General features: G+C 55.6%; 17 protein-coding genes. 5 read left to right on the top strand and 12 right to left on the bottom strand.

What is annotated here, in order from left to right:
* Positions 1-7: 7 nt before the first annotated feature.
* From trpB to leuC, 8 genes are all read right to left on the bottom strand, one after another.
* The gene (trpB, locus tag L1F30_RS07010; RefSeq protein WP_253361042.1) at positions 8-1,252 is read right to left on the bottom strand and encodes a tryptophan synthase subunit beta; all 1,245 of its coding nucleotides are present in this window, start codon (positions 1,250-1,252) and stop codon (positions 8-10) included.
* Positions 1,253-1,276: 24 nt separating this feature from the next.
* Positions 1,277-1,924, bottom strand: coding sequence for a phosphoribosylanthranilate isomerase (locus tag L1F30_RS07005; protein WP_253361040.1), 648 nt, complete (start codon positions 1,922-1,924; stop codon positions 1,277-1,279).
* 121 nt (positions 1,925-2,045) lie between these two features.
* Positions 2,046-2,918, bottom strand: coding sequence for a tRNA pseudouridine(38-40) synthase TruA (gene truA / locus L1F30_RS07000; RefSeq protein ID WP_253361038.1), 873 nt, complete (start codon positions 2,916-2,918; stop codon positions 2,046-2,048).
* A 78-nt stretch (positions 2,919-2,996) separates the two neighbouring features.
* Entirely contained in the window at positions 2,997-6,059 is a 3,063-nt protein-coding gene (locus L1F30_RS06995) for a FimV/HubP family polar landmark protein (RefSeq protein WP_253361023.1), read from the bottom strand.
* 498 nt (positions 6,060-6,557) lie between these two features.
* The gene (gene asd, locus L1F30_RS06990; protein WP_253361022.1) at positions 6,558-7,667 is read right to left on the bottom strand and encodes an aspartate-semialdehyde dehydrogenase; all 1,110 of its coding nucleotides are present in this window, start codon (positions 7,665-7,667) and stop codon (positions 6,558-6,560) included.
* A 28-nt stretch (positions 7,668-7,695) separates the two neighbouring features.
* Positions 7,696-8,769 carry a 3-isopropylmalate dehydrogenase gene (leuB, locus tag L1F30_RS06985; protein WP_253361020.1) on the bottom strand — a complete coding sequence of 358 codons (1,074 nt, stop codon included), beginning with the start codon at positions 8,767-8,769 and terminating at the stop codon, positions 7,696-7,698.
* Positions 8,770-8,828: 59 nt separating this feature from the next.
* On the bottom strand, positions 8,829-9,482 hold the full coding sequence (gene leuD, locus L1F30_RS06980) for a 3-isopropylmalate dehydratase small subunit (RefSeq protein ID WP_253361018.1): 654 nt from the start codon (positions 9,480-9,482) through the stop codon (positions 8,829-8,831).
* Positions 9,483-9,491: 9 nt separating this feature from the next.
* The gene (leuC, locus tag L1F30_RS06975) at positions 9,492-10,925 is read right to left on the bottom strand and encodes a 3-isopropylmalate dehydratase large subunit (RefSeq protein WP_253361016.1); all 1,434 of its coding nucleotides are present in this window, start codon (positions 10,923-10,925) and stop codon (positions 9,492-9,494) included.
* A gap of 168 nt (positions 10,926-11,093) precedes the next feature.
* On the opposite strand from leuC, the gene L1F30_RS06970 reads away from it, so the two are divergent.
* Together L1F30_RS06970 and L1F30_RS06965 are read left to right on the top strand one after the other, a co-directional pair.
* The gene (locus L1F30_RS06970) at positions 11,094-11,969 is read left to right on the top strand and encodes a LysR family transcriptional regulator (protein WP_253361015.1); all 876 of its coding nucleotides are present in this window, start codon (positions 11,094-11,096) and stop codon (positions 11,967-11,969) included.
* 102 nt (positions 11,970-12,071) lie between these two features.
* Positions 12,072-12,770, top strand: coding sequence for a TIGR04219 family outer membrane beta-barrel protein (locus L1F30_RS06965; RefSeq protein ID WP_253361013.1), 699 nt, complete (start codon positions 12,072-12,074; stop codon positions 12,768-12,770).
* Positions 12,771-12,835: 65 nt separating this feature from the next.
* On the opposite strand, the gene L1F30_RS06960 is transcribed toward L1F30_RS06965, so the two are convergent.
* Positions 12,836-14,767 (bottom strand): beta-ketoacyl synthase, encoded by a 1,932-nt coding sequence (locus L1F30_RS06960; protein WP_253361011.1) that lies wholly within the window; start codon positions 14,765-14,767, stop codon positions 12,836-12,838.
* Positions 14,768-15,066: 299 nt separating this feature from the next.
* Here L1F30_RS06960 and L1F30_RS06955 point away from each other — a divergent pair, with 299 nt between their 5' ends.
* Entirely contained in the window at positions 15,067-16,053 is a 987-nt protein-coding gene (locus L1F30_RS06955; RefSeq protein WP_253361010.1) for a GlxA family transcriptional regulator, read from the top strand.
* Positions 16,054-16,300: 247 nt separating this feature from the next.
* Here L1F30_RS06955 and L1F30_RS06950 read toward each other — a convergent pair whose 3' ends face one another.
* Positions 16,301-16,909, bottom strand: a complete 609-nt coding sequence (locus L1F30_RS06950) for a class I SAM-dependent methyltransferase (protein WP_253361008.1) — start codon at positions 16,907-16,909, stop codon at positions 16,301-16,303.
* Between the two features lie 67 nt (positions 16,910-16,976).
* Entirely contained in the window at positions 16,977-17,423 is a 447-nt protein-coding gene (locus tag L1F30_RS06945; RefSeq protein WP_253361006.1) for an Hsp20 family protein, read from the bottom strand.
* 538 nt (positions 17,424-17,961) lie between these two features.
* Here L1F30_RS06945 and L1F30_RS06940 point away from each other — a divergent pair.
* Entirely contained in the window at positions 17,962-18,330 is a 369-nt protein-coding gene (locus L1F30_RS06940; protein ID WP_253361004.1) for an HPF/RaiA family ribosome-associated protein, read from the top strand.
* A gap of 240 nt (positions 18,331-18,570) precedes the next feature.
* On the top strand, positions 18,571-19,488 hold the full coding sequence (locus tag L1F30_RS06935; RefSeq protein ID WP_253361002.1) for a hypothetical protein: 918 nt from the start codon (positions 18,571-18,573) through the stop codon (positions 19,486-19,488).
* Between the two features lie 30 nt (positions 19,489-19,518).
* Here the strand turns inward: L1F30_RS06935 and L1F30_RS06930 are convergent, their stop codons facing one another.
* Positions 19,519-19,797: a hypothetical protein gene (locus tag L1F30_RS06930; protein ID WP_253361000.1), complete on the bottom strand. Its 279-nt coding sequence runs from the start codon at positions 19,795-19,797 to the stop codon at positions 19,519-19,521.
* Positions 19,798-19,898: the final 101 nt, after the last annotated feature.

The following is a 19,898-nucleotide window of genomic DNA, read 5'->3' as shown; positions in this document are numbered from 1 at the left end:
TTGCCGATCAGCTTTTGATGCTGCCTACGGTAATACCGTCGATTTCCGCCACTGTGTGGATGTCTTTATCGCCGCGCCCGGAGAGGTTTACCAGCACCGTTTGCTCAGGGCTCATGGTGGCGGCAAGCTTCATGGCATAGGCCACAGCGTGGCTCGATTCCAACGCCGGCATAATGCCCTCTACGCGCGTGAGGGTGCGGAAGGCATCCAGCGCTTCATCGTCGTTAATGGCTACATACTTAGCCCGGCCAATGTCTTTCAGGTAGGCGTGCTCGGGGCCCACACCGGGGTAGTCGAGGCCCGCCGATACCGAGTGGGTATCAATAATCTGGCCGTTCTCGTCTTCCATCAGGTAGGTGCGGTTGCCGTGCAATACACCGGGAATACCGTCGTTCAAAGGCGCGGCATGGCGGCCGGTTTCAACCCCGTCGCCACCGGCTTCAACGCCATACATGGCCACTTGCTCATCTTTCAGGAAGGGGTGGAACAGGCCGATGGCATTGGAGCCACCGCCCACACAGGCCACCAGCGCATCGGGCAGGCGCCCAATTTGCTCGAGCGATTGGGCGCGGGCCTCGCGGCCAATCACACACTGGAAATCGCGCACCAGCTCCGGGTAAGGCGCCGGGCCTGCGGCTGTGCCGATGATGTAGAAAGTGTCGTCTACGTTGGTGGCCCAATCGCGCATGGCCTCGTTCATGGCATCTTTGAGTGTCTTGGAGCCAGATTGCACGGCGATCACTTCAGCGCCCAAGAGCTTCATGCGGTACACATTCAGCGCCTGGCGGCGCACGTCTTCGGCACCCATGTACACCTGGCACTTTAGGCCCAAGCGCGCAGCCACTGTAGCCGAGGCCACACCGTGCTGGCCGGCACCGGTTTCGGCAATCACCCGCTGCTTGCCCGAGTGCTTGGCCAACAATGCCTGGCCGATGGTGTTGTTAACCTTGTGGGCGCCGGTGTGGTTTAAATCTTCGCGCTTTAGGTAAATTTTGGCACCGCCCACCTTGCGGGTGAGGTGCTCTGCAAAATACAACGGCGACGGGCGCCCCACATAGTGGGCCAGATCGCGATCGAATTCGGCCTGAAACTCGGGATCTTGCTTGAGCTTGCGGTACATCGCATCCAGCTCGTCGAGCGCGTGAATGAGGGTTTCAGACACAAACCGGCCACCATATTCGCCAAACCGGCCCTTTGCATCGGGAACCGCATCAAAATCTACTTGCGGTGAACCATTATCTTTATTCGACACTTTCCACTCCGTTGCCAATTCCAATTATGTTGCCGCCTGCGCGGTATCGGCCGCCTTTACAGCCGCCACCAGGGCACGCACTTTTTCAATATCTTTAACGCCGGGCGCGGCTTCCACACCACCGCTGAGATCTACCCCGTAGACACCCGTTTGTTCAATGGCCTGGGCCACATTGCCGGCACTCAAGCCGCCGGCCAGCACTAGCGGGCGGCGGTTGTGAGCGGGCACGCGCGCCCAGTCAAATTGTTCGCCGGTGCCGCCGGGCACGCCTGGCCGATAGGCATCCAGCAAGAACCCGGCAGCCTTTGGGTGCGCCGCCATTGCCGCGGCAATGTCCAGATCGTCGCGCATGCGCAGGGCTTTGAAGTAAGGCCGCCCGAACTGCTCACAAAAGCCTGCCGGTTCATCGCCGTGAAACTGCAACATGCTGAGCGCCACCTCGGCGAGCACCGCCTCTACCTCGCGAGCGTTTGCATTCACAAACAAGCCCACCCGCTGGGTAAAGGGGCCGAGCGCCTTCACAAGCGTTGCCGCCTGCGCCGCTGTCACCGCCCGGGGGCTCGGCGGATAAAATACAAATCCCAACGCATCTACGCCACAGGCTTCAACTGCCAGTAGGTTTTCCAGCTGCGTGATGCCGCAAATTTTGATACGTGTTCTCTGATGAGTCATCAAGCCAAACTCGTTACTGCCTGCTGGTGTATGCGGGGCATTGGGTGTTAATCGGCCGGTTGTAGAGACGGGCGATAACGGAGGCCGAATACTAGCAGAAAAGCCCCGTTAAAACTGCGGGCTAACGGCTAAAATCACCCAGTTTTTCGGCCAAAAAGCAGGGGCCTGGCCGGAACTGGGGCAGGTTAAATTCCTGCGGGTAAGCCACGTGCACCAAATACAACCCATAAGGGGGTGCGGTTTCCGCAGCCTGGGTACGATCTTTCGAAGCCAGCACCTCGCCCACCCAGCCTGTTTCGGCCCAACCCTTGCCCACGCGCATCAGCACACCGGCAATGTTGCGCACCATGTGGTGCAAAAACGCGTTGGCGGTGATCTCCATGATGATCAGATCCCCGCGCACCGCTAAATCGATACGCTTGATTTCACGTACCGGATGTCTGGCCTGGCACTGGGCGGCGCGAAAGGCATTGAAGTCATGCTCACCCAACAGGTGCTTGGCGCCGGCCCGCATGCGGTTTACATCCAGCGGCTCGCGGCACCAGGTAAGCTGATCGTGCTGCAGCGCGGGCCGCATGGGCGAGTTGAAAATAATGTAGCGATAGGTGCGCTCGCGGGCACTGAAACGCGCGTGAAAGGCAGGTGGCACTTCAGCGGCCCACTTTACCGCTACCCCCGCGGGCAAATTGGCGTTCACCCCGGCCGTCCAGGCCTTCGCGCTACGCACGGCACGGGTATCAAAATGCACCACCTGATTAGTGGCATGCACCTCGGCATCTGTGCGCCCGGCACACACAAGGGTGATGGGCTCATTGGCCACTTTTGAAAGCGCATCCTGCAATGACGCCTGCACCGTGGGCACCCCTGCCTCCTGCTGCTGGAAGCCACGAAAGCTACCGCCATGATACTCAAGGGCCAAGGCTACGCGCCGCACGCCCTCAGGCAGGCTTACGCCATTCACGATTTCACAATTGGGTGTGTAAATTTTCTGCACTGGGTCCGGCCATCAACGAGTGGGCATAAAAAAGGCCCTGCAAGCTAACGCCTGCAGGGCCTTTTGGCAAGTTTGGCGCTAGCCAATACGAGACATAAGCTCTTCTGCCTCGCCTTTTTGGGTGGCATCGCCCTCTTCCAGCACTTCGCTCAGAATATCGCGTGCACCTTCGCTATCGCCCATGTCGATGTACGCGCGGGCCAAATCAAGCTTGGTGGCCACTTCATCGCTATCGGCCAAAAAGCCCAGCTCGGCGTCTACGCCTTCATCGTCATCGCCGCCGGCGGGTGCATCTGCCAAGGCTTCATCAAACACCTGATCATCTGCAGCCAGCGGTGGCAATTCATCGGCGCCATCTTCAATACCAAGATCAGCACTGATATCAAACTCCGGCTCTTGCTCTGTAGCTGGCTCGTCATCCAATGCGGCCAGATCGTCATCCAAATCCAGGTCCGCAGACAGGGTATCCATTTCTTCATCGAGGGCGGCCAGATCCATATCGCCAAAGTCGCCAGCCGAATCAAAATCATCTGCCTCAACACTGAGGGATTCAGGCTCATCATCGGGTGATAGCTCAGGTGTCGCGGCCGGCGCTGCCACTGCCGGCGCCTCTGGCTCGGCTGCCGACAGATCCAGCTCGTCATCCAGCGAGAGATCAAAGCTTTCGGTGGCCTCCTCAGCGGGCGCTGTTTCGCCCATATCGCCTAAATCAACCGACAGGTCGCCGTCGTCATCAAGGTTCAGCGCAAACTCTTCGTCGTCTGCAGCACTGGCAGAGCTGTCTGCATCGGCGGCGCTTAAGTCGAGATCAAAGGCTTCCTCTTCGACATCCAAGCTCAGCGGCTCGTCTTCTGCATCGTCTAGCGAGAGGCTGAACTCTTCATCCGCGGCCGTTGCAGGTTCCGCTTCGGCTGACAAACCAAAATCGTCTTCGCCATCAAGCGACAGTTCGCTGAGCGCCTGCTTGTCTTCCTCGGTATCCAGATCCAGGGCGAATTCATCGTCGTCGCCCAAATCAAGACTGAAATCGTCGGCAGATTCTGACTCTTCTACACCGCTGTCCAAATCCAGCGACAACTCTTCGGCGCTACCCGAATCATCGTCCAGGTCGTCCAAATCGAAATCCAGCGACTCGGTGTCATCCAGATCCAGGCTTTCACCGGCGCCTTCGGCCGCCAGGTCACCGAAATCGGTATCCAGATCTTCAAGCCCTTCCAGCGCATCGAAGCCTTCGTCGTCTGCGCCCTCTTCGGCCAGGCTCAACAAAGGATCAACCGAATCATCCAAACCGGCATCCAGATCGATATCATCAGACAGCGCCGCCGATGCAGCGCCAAGGGCTGCGGCTCCAGCCACTGCCTGTACCTGGGTGCGATCAAATTCACCCGCGCCGGGAATGGAGTCGCGCAACTCTTCTGCGCGCTGCTGGGTGGCACCGTCTGCAGTCTCTAGCAGGCCTGCATAGTGTTGATCAAAGGCTTCAAGGTTTTTGGTTTCTGCGTAGACTTCCAGCAGCTTGAGAGTGACATCTTCACGCCCGGGCTCCTGGGCCAAGGCCTTAAGCAGCATTTCTTCCGCTTGATCGTACTTGCCGTAGGCAATGTAGATATCGGCTTCGGCTGCCACATCGGCAGTTTCGGCCTCGGCACTTTCCTGCTCTTCCAGATCTTCAACTGGCTGCTCATCTGCCATGTCGTCGTAATCGGATGACAGATCATCAGGCAGCGCGAAGGGATCATCATCTTCCTGCTCTGACTCCGGCTCTTCGTAGAAATCCAGTTCGTCTTCAGCCGCGGCTGTATCTTCCTGCTTGCGCTTCCAGAAGAACAAACCGCCAATCACGGCGAGCAAGCCCAGCGCGATGTAAAGGATGTTGTCCATCAAGGTGTCGATCAGCGTGGGCTCGGGCTTGCTGCTGACCACTACAGTGTTGGGCTTGGCAGGCTCGGGGGTGGCCGCAACCTCAGGGGAGGCTGGTGCCGCCTGCGCTGGTGCTGCCTCTGGCTCTGCCGGCGTTTCGCCGCCTTCTAGGGCTTGTGCCGAGTTCAACTGCAGAGCGCGCAGCTCTTCGTTGGTAACTTCAAGCAGGCGCTCCATGGTTTCGATCTGCTCTTCAAGATCAGACACACGGCCGCGTAAATCTTCATTCTGACGCTGGGCGGCACCCAGTTCTTCTTGGGCGATAGCCAGCTCATTTTCCAGCGCTTCAACGTTGCGGCCACGGCCGCTACCGGTGTTGACGTCGGAACTGGAGCTGCCACTGCTCAGCTGTACGCGCCCTTCGCGACCGCTCGACTGGCTGGCAACCGCGCCACTGCGGCGGCTAGCATCAAGTGCAGCGCCACCAGACCACTGGCTGTTTTGATAGGCAACTTCGTTGATGGCTTGGCGCGTGCTGAGGGAGCTGATTTCCTCTGCCGAAGGCAAGCGCAACACCTGGCCCTTTTTCAGCAGATTAATGTTGTTGTTGATGAAGGCATCGGGGTTCAGGCGCTGAATGGCGAGCATGGTTTGCTGCACCGAATACCCGCGATCCGGGCGCGCCATCAGGGCGATGTCCCACAGGGTGTCGTTGGCGCGCACAGTGTAATCGCCAGCCGGTGCCGACTGGGTAACCGGGCGCGGCGCCGGGTGTGCAGCAGCCGTGGGCTGGGCAGGCTTCACTGCCGGGCGCGGGCGCACAGGTACAGATGCAGGCGCAGATTGGCTAGGTGCCGATACCGCCTTCTGGTTTTTCTCACTGAAGGTGGGCAAATCCATCAGCACCGTATATTCGCGCAGCATGCGCCCGGTAGGCCACTGGGTTTCCAACAGGAAATTCAAATAGGGCTCGCGCACGTTTTCCTGCGTGGTGACCCGAATGTGGGGGTTGCTGGGGTTATCCAGTACCACCTCAAACTTCATGCCGCTCAGGAAAAACAAGCGCTCGACATTGGCGCGCTCATAAGCTTCACGGGAAGCCAGCTGCACCACTATCTCTTCTTCACTGAGGTCTCTGACCTGCAGGAGCTTGATTTGAGCATCGAGCGGTTGATTCAATGCCGAGTTGAGCTTGATTTCACCCAATCCAAGGGCGAAACCCAGATTGGAGACCAGCGCAGCTGACACCCCAATTGATAAAGCCAACTTACGAAGACGCATATGACGATCCTTTTATTATCTCCCCGACTCCAGCTATACCGCGGCGCCAAAAGTGGCCCCCAATAGGCCCCAAACCACTCAGCGATACTGCACTTGAGACCCCTGCATTACGGTGGCTAAAAGTCTCAGAGAGCCAAAACGGTCATGAAGTTAGACTACAAACCTAGAATATATCTTCAATAGTGCTCGTAAGTCTGCATTATAAATAGCTTTTTATCAACAATTGGGGCTTTCAATAGGCTTCATATGTGGCCGGCCTGCCCCGCTCACTCAGCAATTTCCTGCGAGCCTGTTCGGGCCGCCGGCACTATAGTGCTATGCAAGGCTTACATCTGCGCGCTTGATCACACCTTGAGCGCCGCAGCGCCTAAAAATTAAGCCAATGATTTTACTAAGGTTTTTCGCCCAAAGCCCAAATGCACACAGGCCCGCACCAGAAATGCAAAGGGCCGCATGATGCGACCCTTTGCGGCACTAGCAAGTTTTGTCGAATGTGGGCTATTTATCCAGCAATACCCGCAGCATTCTGCGCAGCGGCTCGGCAGCACCCCACAAGAGCTGATCACCCACAGTGAATGCAGACAAGTACTCAGGCCCCATGTTCATTTTACGCAACCGCCCTACTGGCACAGACAGCGTGCCAGTTACAGCCGTGGGCGTGAGGCCGGCAAGGCTGTCTTCACGGGTATTGGGTACCACTTTTACCCAATCGTTAGCCGAGGCCAGTACAGATTCAATATCTGCCAGCGGCACATCGCGATTGAGCTTGATGGTAAGCGCCTGGCTGTGGCAACGCATGGCACCCACGCGCACACACAAGCCATCAACGGCCAAAGGAGAAGCCGAACGCCCCAAAATTTTGTTGGTTTCGGCTTGGCCCTTCCACTCTTCACGGCTTTGGCGGTTATCGAGCTGCTTATCGATGTAGGGCAACAAGCTGCCGGCCAGTGGCGCGCCAAATTGGTCAACCGGGAAGGCATCGCCACGCATGGTGTTTGCCACCTGGCGATCAATGTCCAAAATGGCCGATGCCGGGTCATCCAACAGAGACTGGGCACCGGCGTGAATGGCACCCATCTGTGCGATGAGCTCACGCATATTCTGGGCACCGGCGCCGCTGGCGGCCTGGTAGGTCATGGAGCTTACCCACTCCACCAAGCCTTCGCGGTACAAACCGCCAATGGCCATAAGCATCAGGCTCACGGTGCAATTGCCGCCAATGAAGTTTTTCACGCCGCGCGCCAGGCCCGCTTTAATCACATCCAGGTTCACCGGATCCAGCACGATGATGGCATCGTCTGCCATTCGAAGACTGGAGGCTGCATCTATCCAATAGCCTTGCCAGCCGGCCTCGCGCAGAGCCGGGAATACGCTGTTGGTGTAGTCGCCGCCCTGGCAGGAAATAATGGCGTCCATGGCTTTTAGCTCATCAATGCTGCCGGCATCTTTAAGCGCGGGAATATCTTTGCCCACTGCCGGGCCCTGGCCACCTACATTGGAGGTAGTGAAAAAAATCGGCTCGATGTGTGCAAAATCCTGCTCTGCCACCATCCGCTCCATCAACACGGAGCCCACCATGCCTCGCCAACCTACAAATCCAACTCGCATTGTCGTTTTTCAACCTGTGTTAAATAAATTAAAGCGCTGCAACCACTGCATCGCCCATGGCATCTGTGCCTACCTGGGTCATGCCCGCCGACATAATATCGCCCGTGCGCTGGCCTTGATCCAATACCTTTGATACCGCCAGCTCAATAGCCTGGGCGGCGGGCTCCTGATCAAGGGAGTAACGCAACATCATCGCCGCCGATAAAATTGTCGCCAGCGGATTGGCAATATTTTGGCCGGCAATATCAGGGGCAGAACCGTGGCACGGCTCGTACAGGCCACGGCGATTTTTATCGAGCGATGCCGAAGGCAACATGCCGATAGAGCCTGTGAGCATGGCCGCAGCGTCGGAGAGAATATCACCAAACATATTGCCCGTAACCACCACATCGAATTGCTTGGGCGCTTTCACCAGCTGCATGGCCGCATTGTCTACATACATGTGCGACAAACTCACCTCCGGGTACTCAGGTGCCAGGCGATCCATTACTTCACGCCACAGCACGGTGGCCTCCAGCACATTGGCTTTATCCACGCTGCACAGGCGCTTGTTGCGCTTCATGGCCATTTCAAAGGCGTTGCGACCAATGCGTTCGATTTCGCTCTCTGAATATTTGTAGGTGTTAAAACCTTCGCGCTCGCCGTTTGCCAGCGTGCGAATGCCGCGCGGCTCGCCAAAGTAAATACCGCCGGTAAGCTCGCGCACTATCAGAATATCAAGGCCAGATACCACCTCAGGCTTGAGCGTTGAGGCATCTGCCAGCTGCGGGTACAAAATAGCCGGGCGCAAATTGGCAAACAGTTGTAGCTCAGAGCGCAACTTCAGCAAACCCTTCTCGGGGCGAATAGCGCGATCGAGCTTATCCCACTTGGGGCCACCTACAGACCCCATTAAAATGGCGTCGGCTGCGCGCGCGCGGGCGAGCGTTGCATCGGCCAACGGCACGCCGTGGGCATCGATGGCAGCGCCACCCAAGAGGCCTTCTTCAAACACCATGCCGATATCAAACTGCTGGTTTATCTTGTCTAGCACCTTGAGCGCCTGGGCCACAATTTCCGGGCCAATGCCATCGCCGGGTAACACTAAAATTGATTTACTCACACGTTTTTCCTCAGTGGCAGCGCCCTTACGGCGCTGCAAAACCTTGTTAACCGGGCCGACTATTCAGCCACAATTGCATCGAACAACCAGGGTGCAGCAGCGCGCCGCTTGGCCTCGTAGGCGGCAATGGCATCAGACTCTTGCAGCGTCAGGCCGATGTCATCCAACCCTTCCAGCAAACAGTGCTTGCGGAACTCGTCTATTTCGAAACTGAACTCACGCCCTTCGGGTGTGCGCACAGTTTGCGAGGCCAGATCTACCGTTAAGCTAAAGCCTTCTTGTGCATAGAGCTGTGCAAACAACGCCTCTACCGCTTGCTCTGGCAGCACAATGGGCAGCAAGCCGTTTTTAAAGCTGTTGTTGTAGAAAATGTCTGCAAAACTTGGCGCAATTACGGCGCGAAAGCCATAGTCGTCCAGCGCCCATGGCGCGTGCTCGCGGCTTGAACCGCAACCAAAATTTTTGCGCGCCAACAAAATATTGGCACCCTGGAAGCGCGCCTGGTTAAGCGGAAAATCCGGGTTCAGCGGGCGGCCCGTGCAGTCTTGATCTGGCAGGCCTTCATCCAGGTAGCGCAATTCATCAAACAGGTTTTTGCCAAAGCCCGTGCGCTTGATGGACTTCAAAAACTGCTTGGGAATAATCATATCGGTATCAACATTGGCGCGATCCATAGGTGCCACAATGCCGCTAACGGTTGTAAATGCTTTCATGGGAACTCCTTAAACTTCCTGAGGTGCCAGTGTGCGCACGTCCACAAAGTGGCCGGCAACGGCAGCCGCTGCGGCCATGGCGGGGCTTACCAGATGAGTGCGACCGCCGTAGCCCTGGCGCCCTTCAAAATTGCGGTTTGAGGTAGACGCACAATGCTCGCCGTTGCCGAGCTTATCGGCGTTCATAGCCAAACACATGGAGCAGCCCGGCTCGCGCCACTGGGCACCTGAGGCGCGGATAATTTCATCCAAACCCTCGGCCTCGGCCTGCGCTTTCACCACGCCAGAGCCTGGTACCACTATGGCCTCTTTCACATTGGCCGCCACCTTGCGACCTTTTAAAACCTCGGCTGCGGCGCGAATGTCTTCAATGCGCGAGTTGGTGCAAGAGCCAATAAATACACGATCTACCTTGATATCGGTAATGGCCTGGCCGGGTTTTAACGCCATGTACTGCAGCGCACGCTCCATGCCTTCACGTTTTACCGGGTCTGCCTCTTGGGCCGGATCCGGAATGGCACCCCCTACGGGCAATACCATTTCCGGCGACGTACCCCAGCTGACCTGCGGCTCGATTTCGCTGCCATTGATGGTGACCACCTTATCGAACTCGGCACCGGCATCGCTGTGCAGCAAAGACCACTCGGCCACGGCGCGCTCCCACTGTTCACCTTTGGGCGCGTAGGTACGGCCTTTGACATAGTCGAGCGTGGTTTGATCAACAGCCACCATACCCGCGCGTGCACCGGCTTCAATGGCCATATTGCACACGGTCATCCGGCCTTCCATAGACATCTGCTGGAACACTTCACCACCAAATTCAATGGCGTAACCTGTGCCACCTGCAGTGCCGATTTCAGCAATAATGGCCAGCACCACGTCTTTAGCAGTCACGCCAGCACCCAGCTTGCCATCCACCTTAACCAGCATGTTTTTCATTTTCTTGGCCACCAGGCATTGGGTAGCCATGACATGCTCTACTTCACTGGTGCCAATGCCGTGTGCCAAGGCGCCCAGAGCGCCGTTGGTGGCAGTGTGGGAATCGCCGCACACAATGGTCATGCCCGGTAAACAAGCACCGGATTCCGGGCCGATCACATGCACAATGCCCTGACGGCGATCGTTAATTTTAAATTCCAGAATTCCGAATTCTTCGCAGTTGGCATCCAGTGTTTGCACCTGAATTTTCGATACCGGATCTTCAATGCCCTCAACACCGGCCGCGCGCTCTGCCTGGGTGGTGGGCACGTTGTGATCGGGCGTTGCCAGAATGGAATCTACCCGCCAGGGCTTGCGGCCCGCCAAGCGCAGCCCTTCAAAAGCCTGTGGCGTGGTGACCTCATGAATGATGTGGCGATCGATATAAATCAAAGCAGAGCCATCGGCGCGCTGCTTTACCAAATGGGCATCCCACAATTTGTCGTACAGGGTTTTGGCTACCATGTGTCCCTCGCTGAACTCACCTGCGCACCAAGAATTGGCGCGTTAAATAACATGGGCAGAGTGTATGCCCTGGCCGATAATTACTCAAATTCATTATTTTTATCTATTCAATTCCAAGTAGGAATACTTTAACCTAGCTTGAGAAACTGAAGATAAGGAGCAAGCGCATTGGATACCCAAGGCCTACAAGCATTTTGCGCGGTGGCAGAGCTGGGTTCTTTCTCCAAAGCCGGGCAGAAACTCTTCCTCACCCAACCGGCCATCAGCAAGCGCGTAGCCAACCTGGAGCAACAACTGAACTGCCAGTTGTTTGATCGTATCGGCCGCAAAATCCAGCTCACCGAAGCAGGCCAACTGCTGCTGCCCAAGGCCCGCGGCATTTTGCAGGCGGTGGCCGACAGCCAGCGCGCCATCGATGATTTGGGCGGCCAGGTGCGCGGCCGCCTTACCATTGCTACCAGCCACCACATTGGCCTGCACCGGTTGCCACCACTGCTTAAGGCTTACGCCCGGCAGTTTCCGCAGGTGGATTTAAAGCTGTGTTTTATGGATAGCGAGCGCGCCTATGAGGAAGTGGCCCAGGGCGAACACGACCTGGCAGTGGTAACCCTGGCACCCGAAGCAGTTGCGCAAATTACCAGCGAAGCCTGGTGGCGCGACGAGCTGGTGTTCACCTGCGCCGCCGATCACCCACTGGCACAACAGGCCGCACCAGAGCTTGCCACCTTGAGTGGCTTCGATGCCATACTGCCTGACACCAATACCTATACCACCGCACTGATTCAACGGCTGTTTGATGAAGCCCGTGCAAACCTACACATCAGCATGACCACCCAATCGCTCGACACCATAAAAATGATGGTGTCTATTGGCCTGGGCTGGAGCCTGCTGCCCACCACACTACTCAGCGATGAATTAGTGCGCATAGCCCCCCGTGACGCCAAGCCGATTATTCGCACCCTGGGTTGCATTCGGCACACCCAGCGCTCAACCAGCAATGCGGCAGTTGCTTTTTTAACCCTTTGCAGGCAACAATTATCGTAAACAGATCACTCACTTTTGGCCGGGTATCGCTATAATGCGCGCCAAATTATGAGCCGGTGCAATTCCCGCAACGGTTCACAGCCTTAGTAGATGGAGATCGCTATGACGTACAAAAAACCGCTAGCCGCCCTGGTTGCCCTGTCTTTGACATCCTCTGTGGCACTGGCAGATGCATTGGGACTGCACATTGGCGCCGGCCACTGGCAGAACGAACCCGAGGGCACCCTGTACGATATTTCACTTAACGATTTAAACTACAAGCAAAGCGACAACCGCTTTTTCTATGCAGCCTTCGAACACCCTGTCCCCCTGCTGCCCAACATTCGTGTGCAATACAACGAACTCAGCCACAAAGGCAGCGGTGCTGCTAACAACATACCGCTTAGCAGCCGCACCGATGTAAGCTACACAGATGCCATCGGCTACTACGAGTTACTGGATAACTGGATCAGCCTAGATTTGGGTATTGGCCTGCGCCGTTACGAAGGTGACTCTACTGTTGCCACCGGAGACACCACGCTCTACAAAGACAACGTGGATTCCTACCTGCCCACCATCTATGGCGACGCCAATTTCGATTTGCCTTTCACAGGCTTTTCTGTGGGTGGTCGCTTTCAGGGTGGCAGCTACGATGACACAGAGTTCACCGAGTACTCAGCACGGGTGAGCTATATGATTGATTCGATCCCGTCGGTGGGTGCAGAGCTGGGCTACAAGAAGCAAAACCTCTCGCGCGTAAAAGGTCTGGATTTAGACGCCGAATACACAGGCCCTTACATCGCTATCAAAGGCCACTTTTAAGTTCGACGCCAAATAAAAAAATGGCGCCTTTTGGCGCCATTTTTGTTTGCCAAAATATAAAACCGTTATTTCAAAAACGATTTATAGGGGCTCGGCACCACTAGCTCCACCGGCTGCGCGAAACCCGGCACCTTGATCTGGCTGCCGGAAATTTCCAGTGCCGCCTCGTCAATCATGCCCTCGCCAAACTTGTAAATGGTATCGAACTGCGCACGGGTGGCACGCAGGTCATAGGCCGCAACCTTCTCACGGGTGCCCTGCCTGCGCTCTACATAGGCATCAAACTCGGCCTGGCCATAGCGGTTTTTCAACAATGTTTCCACTATACGGGGCGAAAGCACGGTTGCCGTGGCGTTGTTGCCCCCAAAACCTTTGGAATTTAAAAACGCCACATCCATGCACTGCTCGCGGCAATCCAAATCCGCCAGTGGGATCTGCAGGTGCGCTGCATGAACATCATCAGCCACCCGGGCAATGGTTTTAATGCCCGGAATAAACCCGTACTTGAACACACCCAAGGTTGAGATTAACTGATCGGCACTCGCCGGTGCCAGCGAGTGCCCCACATAGGCCTTCACCGCCGTAACCGGCCAGTTTTCGATGCCAAACACACCCGCCAGGCGATCAAAAATTTCACTTTCTGTGACCCGGTTGGCCGGGGTGCTTGAGCCGTGCGCCTGGATAAACGAGCGCTTTTGCACGCATTCCGCGCCCAGCAAATCTACCGCGCTCGCCACCGCTTTGGCCATGGTGATGTAGTTGCCGGGCCCGGGCGCCGAAATCGATTTCTTGAAGCCATCGGCATTCACAAAAACATCGGTGGCAGCACCGTGAATATCGGCACCCAAGCTCATGGCCAGGGCATCGTCCATCAAAATGACATACTGGGTGGATTCGGCAATGGTGAAGCCTGCGTTATCGCCAAAGGGGCGGCTGGCACGGCGGTGATCCGGCTCGGCATCGGCGGCCAGGCCATCGAGCTTGCGCAGGTTTTCATCGCTCGCCAGTGCACCCATGGCACCATAGCCGTCCATCACCTCTGGCAATAACGGCGCCTCGGCATTCCCCACCACAGCCACCCGGCGGCGGCCGGCGGTGATGTCGTTCACCGCGGCTTGCAGGTTATACAAAAACGTAGCACAGGCGCCCACAATGGCGCCGGTATGCCCCACACTGCCCAACACATAGGCATTTACAAAGTCTGCAGGCATGGTGTTCAGGCCCAATGGGCACTGCTTGGCACTCACCCGCCCGCCTTTCAAACGCTGCTGCATCATGCCGCCGAAGCCGTTTTCATCCAGCTGGCTCATGGCGTTGCTGGCATAAACGCCAATTTCATCGGGCTTTACCGCGTTAACCACATCAGCCCAGTCTATGCCCAACGAGTGCACGGCATCAGAGGCGCCCACGATGGCAAACTGCAGCGCGCGTGGGTGAAAGCGGGCGTTATAGTGGTCGGCCGGATCATAGCCACTGGGCAGTTGGCCGGCGGCCTTTACGGGCATCTCCCGCAGGCTGTCAATTTTGGCCTCAAGCATTTCGGTAATGCGCACCCGCACTCGCCCCGGCTCATCGGCAATGGGGGTCACTTGCCAGCTGGCAGGCAAAGGCTCCGGCAAATCGCGCTCGCGGGTGACAAAGCTCACTTCACCTTCCGGAGAAAGCGGCACGTTTTTGTGCCACTCGGTGGCATCTACGTCGAAGTAGCGGCGCTCAAGTTTGCGAATTAAGGTGCCCGCTAAGGCATTGTCGGTATATTTTGCCAGTACTGCTGCATCGTCTAGCAGTTCACCTGCGCCACCCTGCTCGTCAAACCAGCGGCCGCTAGTGGCATCGAAACGCACAAGCTTCATCATGGCAATCAAGCCCAGCAAGGTTTCGTTGCGCGCAGGCGCGTCCAGGCTCTCGATCACCGTGCGCCGATAGGCGTGATGCGCGGAACTCCGCCCGGCTGCACTGAATCCACCAAATCCAACAATGACAGGTAATCTCACCATGAGATGACTCAACTCCTTTAAAAATTCGCATCAGGCACGAGGCTACCCGCAAATGCAGGGCCGGCCTGCTGGCCGCCTGAGTAATATTGCCTGAGTGTAAGAAGTCAGACGGGCATTCTCTATGGCATTTTAGCCGCGAATTTTGCATTTCTAGCCAAATCGCCAGTTTATCCCTTGCCCGTGACCATTTTGAGGCCATAGGATAGCGGCCTGTTCGGTCAAAAGTTCTAGGCATATCAGCCAAACGCTTGTTTGACGAAAATTTAAGCAACCTGTTCGTTACCTAATCCGGGATTCCCATGCACCAAATTGCGTTTGTACTCTGTGAACACATGCTCGCCACCAGCACAACCCTGCCCATGGAAATGCTGAAGGCGGCAGAAAGCGCTGCTCTCAGCCAAGACAGGCAAGTCAAACGCATAGCCATTAATACCGTCTCCGTAGATCGCCAGCCCATCAAGACCCGCGCAGGCTTTTCACTGGCACCGGAATTTGATTTGGAGAGCGTGCCCACGCCCGACATGATTTTTATCCCGAGCCTGTGGCGTAACCCCCGGCCGGTCATCCGTAAAAACAAGGCGCTACTTAACTGGTTGCGCCAGCAGTACGAAAATGGCGTGACCATTAGCGCCGTGGGCACAGGGGTCTGCTTTCTTGCCGAGGCAGGCCTGTTAAATGACAAGGCGGCCACCACCCACTGGTACTACTTCGACCAGTTCCAAAAGGACTACCCGCAAATCCATCTCAAACGCCAGTACTTTATCTCCCAGGCCGGCAACCTCTACTGCGCCGCCAGCGTAAATGCCCTGGCAGACCTGACGGTGCATTTTATTCAGCGCATGTACGGTAAACCTGTGTCGCTGCATGTGGAGCGCCACTTTTCCCACGAAATTCGACGCTCCTATGAAACCACCAGCTACTTCGATGGCGGCACCCGCCACCACCCGGACGAAGAAATTATGCAGGCGCAAATGTGGTTGCAAGACAACTACGGGCGAGAAATTAAACTGAGCCTGGTGGCTGAGCGTTTTGATATGAGCGTGCGCACATTTAACCGCCGCTTTAAAGCCGCCACCGGCCAATCCCCCCTGCAATACCTGCAGGAAATTCGTATAGAAACGGCCAAAGATTTACTGAAAACCAGTAACCTTTCCATCAGCGAGGTAGCGTTTAAAGTGGGCTATCACGATATGGGCCACTTTACCGGCCTGTTTAAAAAATTACTGGCAACCACGCCTTCGGAATACCGCACCACCGTACGCGCCAAATTATTCAGCGCAGTATAAATTTAGGCAAATAACGCAGTGCGATAAATAGCACGGGCACCAGCCCTGGAAACGCAGGAGAAAAGCGCCTAAGAGCCACGGCCCTCCGTGTTTGACGCTCGATATCGGGCAAACCTAGATGCCACAGCTAGCGCAGAATATTTCATCGGGGTTGGGGTAAGAACTTGGGCCGCGTAGGGCCGGCGTCGCTTTTTCTCGGCGCCTGTTTTAATGACGCATGTTCTAAGGGCGCTACTTTAACAGCGACTTATTGCTTCCTGAAAATCACAACATCACTATCCACAAATTCGAGTTCCGCCCCCCACTCACGGGCAAGCCAATGAAAGCTTTGCTCGGAGAAAAAGGCGATGTGGGTGATGTCGTTTTTATAATGCCAATTCACAAAGGCCTCGCGATTTTTCACCCGTTTGGTCATTAACCCCAAATAACCGCCCGCCCTTAACAGCTGCCACAAGCTGTGCAAAAAAAGGCCAGGCGCACGCAAATGCTCTACCACTTCGGTTGCAGTTATGAAATCGTAGTACGCTAACAGCGCGCGGGCATCGGGGGCGTAAAACTTATCGAACACCTGCACCTCAAAGCCTTGCCCATTGAGCCAATGCTGCAGTGCAGGGCCTGGGCCACAACCTACATCCAAGCCTTTGGCACCACAACCATGCTTGCCTAAGCGCGCCACCAACGGCTCGCCCAGGCGACGAAGAAACTTCAAATAACCAGTATCGTGCAGGCTGTTATCGTGCAGGTCATACTCGGCCTTTTCACGGGTAGAATCCACATGCCAGCGCTCCGGCACAAACACCAGCTCACAGCGCGGGCATTGAAAATACTCACGGCGCTTATCTTCATGAAACAGCAAGCCCCCTGTGCAATAGCACAGAGGGCATGAGTGGCTAGCCAAAATATATTGCCTCTATGGCGAAGGGTTACGCCACTTTTAGGGAAGGGTCTTTGCGGTTTATGGAAATTTTACGCGGCTTCATGGCATCCGGAATTTCACGCACTAAATCTACGTGCAGCAACCCATTATTAAGGCTTGCACCTTCCACCCTTACGTAGTCTGCCAATTGAAAGCGACGCTCGAAATTTCGCTCGGCAATACCCTGATGTAAAAACTGCCCGGCAGATTTTTCTCCGGCTTTACTGCCTATAACCGTGAGCTTATTTTGGTCAATCTGAATATCGATATCTGCCTCGCTGAACCCGGCAACGGCCATGGTAATGCGATAGGCGTCTTCACCCATTAACTCGATATTGTAGGGTGGGTAGGCAGATTGGTTTTGCTCGGCTTGAGTCAGTGAATCAAGCACGCTCGCCAAGCGATCAAAACCGATAGTTGAACGATAAAATGGGGTAAGGTCTATGTTACGCATAATATTATCCTCAATAGAGCAATAAATTGTGATGCCGATCTTTTGATCCGGCGATAATTTTGTGCCCCGTATCCGGCGGCACAATAGCTATATAAGTGCGCCATATAGTTTTTCAACCCCGTAAGTAAAAACAGTTTATTGACCTTGTGTTTAGCCTTGAACAGCTTGGCATCCATCTTTGCGGCTGCTATTACCCCGCTCCCACAAAGCGCAGGCTCGCACCTATTGAGCCAATTAAGTTTAAAGGCCAACGCTGCAGGCTTTAGCTTGTAGCCTGCAGCCAGCCGCACTCCAAACGCCTTAGGCTTTTCACCCCCCGCGGGCCTGATAGCTGCCAGCCGTTCTCCCCAAAGGGGTAAGGGTGGCACCCCGCCAGCCTTGAGGGTAGCCGGGGCTTGCCGCCCGGATTGGGTGCCGAGCGTTTAGTTCAATTTTTTATTTCATATTTTTGTGAAAAAAACAGTTGAATTTTTAGCCCCTAGTGACAATATGTACCTCAGGACGTCCTGAAAAGTCACGAAAACCAAGGAGCACTTCTATGAAGTTAGCTGCAAATGTTGTGTACCGAGACCTGGATGCTTCACCGGCATTGAATGCCACCATCGAGAAAAAGCTTCAAAAGCTTCACCGCCTGTCAGACCGCCTGCAAATACAGCGCGTGGTTATCAACGCCCCCCATCAGCACCACCACAAAGGCAGTGCATTTGATGTAAGCCTTGAGATGCAGCTAAATGGCAAGCTCATCAACATTAGCCATGCAGACGAACAAGCGCCTGTGGCTGTTCGTGAGACTTTCGCAGCCGCTGAGCGCGCCATTAAAGAACAAACTGGCAAGCAGCGGGCCAAACGCCACGTAAATAAAAACGATTGGCTGGAACAACCTGAAGATTTGGATATCGCCAGTTAGGCTTTTACTGGCACCGGTGACAAGCAGTTTAAAGTTATCAAAACCGGTGCCAGTGCATTGCCGCCCCCCTCTCCCGAGTGCTATGTTTAGCCTGTTACGCGCACACTCATCGTGCATGGGTGAAAGCCTTTTCGCTTAGCCCTAATGGTAGCCCTGCCCACTTAAGTGCATCTGCCCCAATCGAATGAGTGGGTAATTTCAAGGGCGAAAAATACCCATGGGCCTTATCAGGAGATCACAATGCATCCACTCTTTCATCTCCAGCGCTCGCGCAATACCGCAGCCACACGCCACCCGGTTGTGCGGCAATTTTTGGCACGCCCCTTTCTAGCCGTACTGTTAGTGGTTATTGCGCTTGCCGCAGCCGGGCGTACCCATGGGGCGAGCCTGGCACCGGAGTTTGAAGCCGACCGCTTGCTACTGGCGGCAGAACAGGCACTGGCAGACAACCAATACGCCAGTGCCGAACAACACCTGGCGGATATTGCCAAGCTCGGCATTAGTCTGCCCAACGAATACCATTTTTTTAAAGGCCAGATACTGGCAAACGAAAGCCAGTACACCCAAGCAACCGATCACTTTACCCGCTACGTTAATCAGGCTGGCAAAAATGCGCGGTTTTATCAGCAAAGCCTGGCTGCAATAACCGACCTGAAGCGTCGCAAGCAACCCAAGCCCCTGGAGAAATCCAGCGGCGATCTACTGCAATGGGGCGGCATTTCCGATGGCAAGAGTGATGCCCAATACACAGCCCAGCTCAAGCAACTCTATAAAACCGGCAGTGATGCCACAGCGCTCACCCGCCACATTAATAGTCTGCTTAAGTTTTATGCGCTGCCCGCCAGTAGCAACTACGCGGGCGGGTATTTTCAACTAAAGGTTTCAGGCAATCGTATTGCGACGGTAATAAAGCAAGACCCTAGCAACAACTCGGGCAAGCGTGCGGCAAAAATAAGCGGCTACCAGTTCAGTGCCTTTGGCGTGAATCCCTACCTGAGTGCCGAGTGCGGTAAGAATTTGGATTTTGGCGAGGCCTGCTGGTTTACCAAACCGGAATCCATCGATCCGTGGATAGTTGTGAAGCCGAACAAGGTGGCGCGCGCGGAACTTGAAAAGGCGCTGTCGGTACTTATTAAAACCCTGCAGCGGCGGGGCTAGCCCCGCACGCGCATCAAGCGGTGGCGCGGTTTAGGCGGAGGCGCGGCGATTGGGCAGCACCATGCAATCTGGCTCATAGCCTGGCTCTAGCACCTGCAGATAGGTTAGCTGGTCTTCATCGAGATAGGTCACCAAGAACAACTTGGCCAGATCCGGGTAGCCGCGCACATCAGGTGCAGACAACAGCTCCTGATGCTCTCCAAAGCCCAGCCAGACACGGCTGGCGGCGAAGTAGATTAGTCGGCAAAGGCCAAAATGACGATGGTAAATTTCTCGTACAGAAAGGCCGGAGTTTTGCTGAAATGACATATGCCCTGCTCCTTGGCCGGGGTTTCCCCCTTTCCTTTATCTAACAAAATCAAATAGTTAACTGCTTACCCAGCTAGCTCTTCCAGAACGGATACAGCAAG

Source organism: Simiduia sp. 21SJ11W-1 (assembly GCF_024138675.1).
GTDB lineage: Bacteria > Pseudomonadota > Gammaproteobacteria > Pseudomonadales > Cellvibrionaceae > Simiduia.
Note: the sequence above shows the minus strand (reverse complement) of the source record. Positions and strands in the feature narration are given on the sequence as shown.

Bases quoted from the DNA above. Each gene is read 5' to 3' on its own strand.
- L1F30_RS07005 (WP_253361040.1), bottom strand. From the start codon at position 1,924: ATGACTCATCAGAGAACACGTATCAAAATTTGCGGCATCACGCAGCTG.
- L1F30_RS06995 (WP_253361023.1), bottom strand. From the start codon at position 6,059: ATGCGTCTTCGTAAGTTGGCTTTATCAATTGGGGTGTCAGCTGCGCTG.
- asd (WP_253361022.1), bottom strand. From the start codon at position 7,667: ATGCGAGTTGGATTTGTAGGTTGGCGAGGCATGGTGGGCTCCGTGTTG.
- leuD (WP_253361018.1), bottom strand. From the start codon at position 9,482: ATGAAAGCATTTACAACCGTTAGCGGCATTGTGGCACCTATGGATCGC.
- leuC (WP_253361016.1), bottom strand. From the start codon at position 10,925: ATGGTAGCCAAAACCCTGTACGACAAATTGTGGGATGCCCATTTGGTA.
- L1F30_RS06965 (WP_253361013.1), top strand. From the start codon at position 12,072: ATGACGTACAAAAAACCGCTAGCCGCCCTGGTTGCCCTGTCTTTGACA.
- L1F30_RS06960 (WP_253361011.1), bottom strand. From the start codon at position 14,767: ATGGTGAGATTACCTGTCATTGTTGGATTTGGTGGATTCAGTGCAGCC.
- L1F30_RS06955 (WP_253361010.1), top strand. From the start codon at position 15,067: ATGCACCAAATTGCGTTTGTACTCTGTGAACACATGCTCGCCACCAGC.
- L1F30_RS06945 (WP_253361006.1), bottom strand. From the start codon at position 17,423: ATGCGTAACATAGACCTTACCCCATTTTATCGTTCAACTATCGGTTTT.
- L1F30_RS06940 (WP_253361004.1), top strand. From the start codon at position 17,962: ATGAAGTTAGCTGCAAATGTTGTGTACCGAGACCTGGATGCTTCACCG.
- L1F30_RS06935 (WP_253361002.1), top strand. From the start codon at position 18,571: ATGCATCCACTCTTTCATCTCCAGCGCTCGCGCAATACCGCAGCCACA.
- L1F30_RS06930 (WP_253361000.1), bottom strand. From the start codon at position 19,797: ATGTCATTTCAGCAAAACTCCGGCCTTTCTGTACGAGAAATTTACCAT.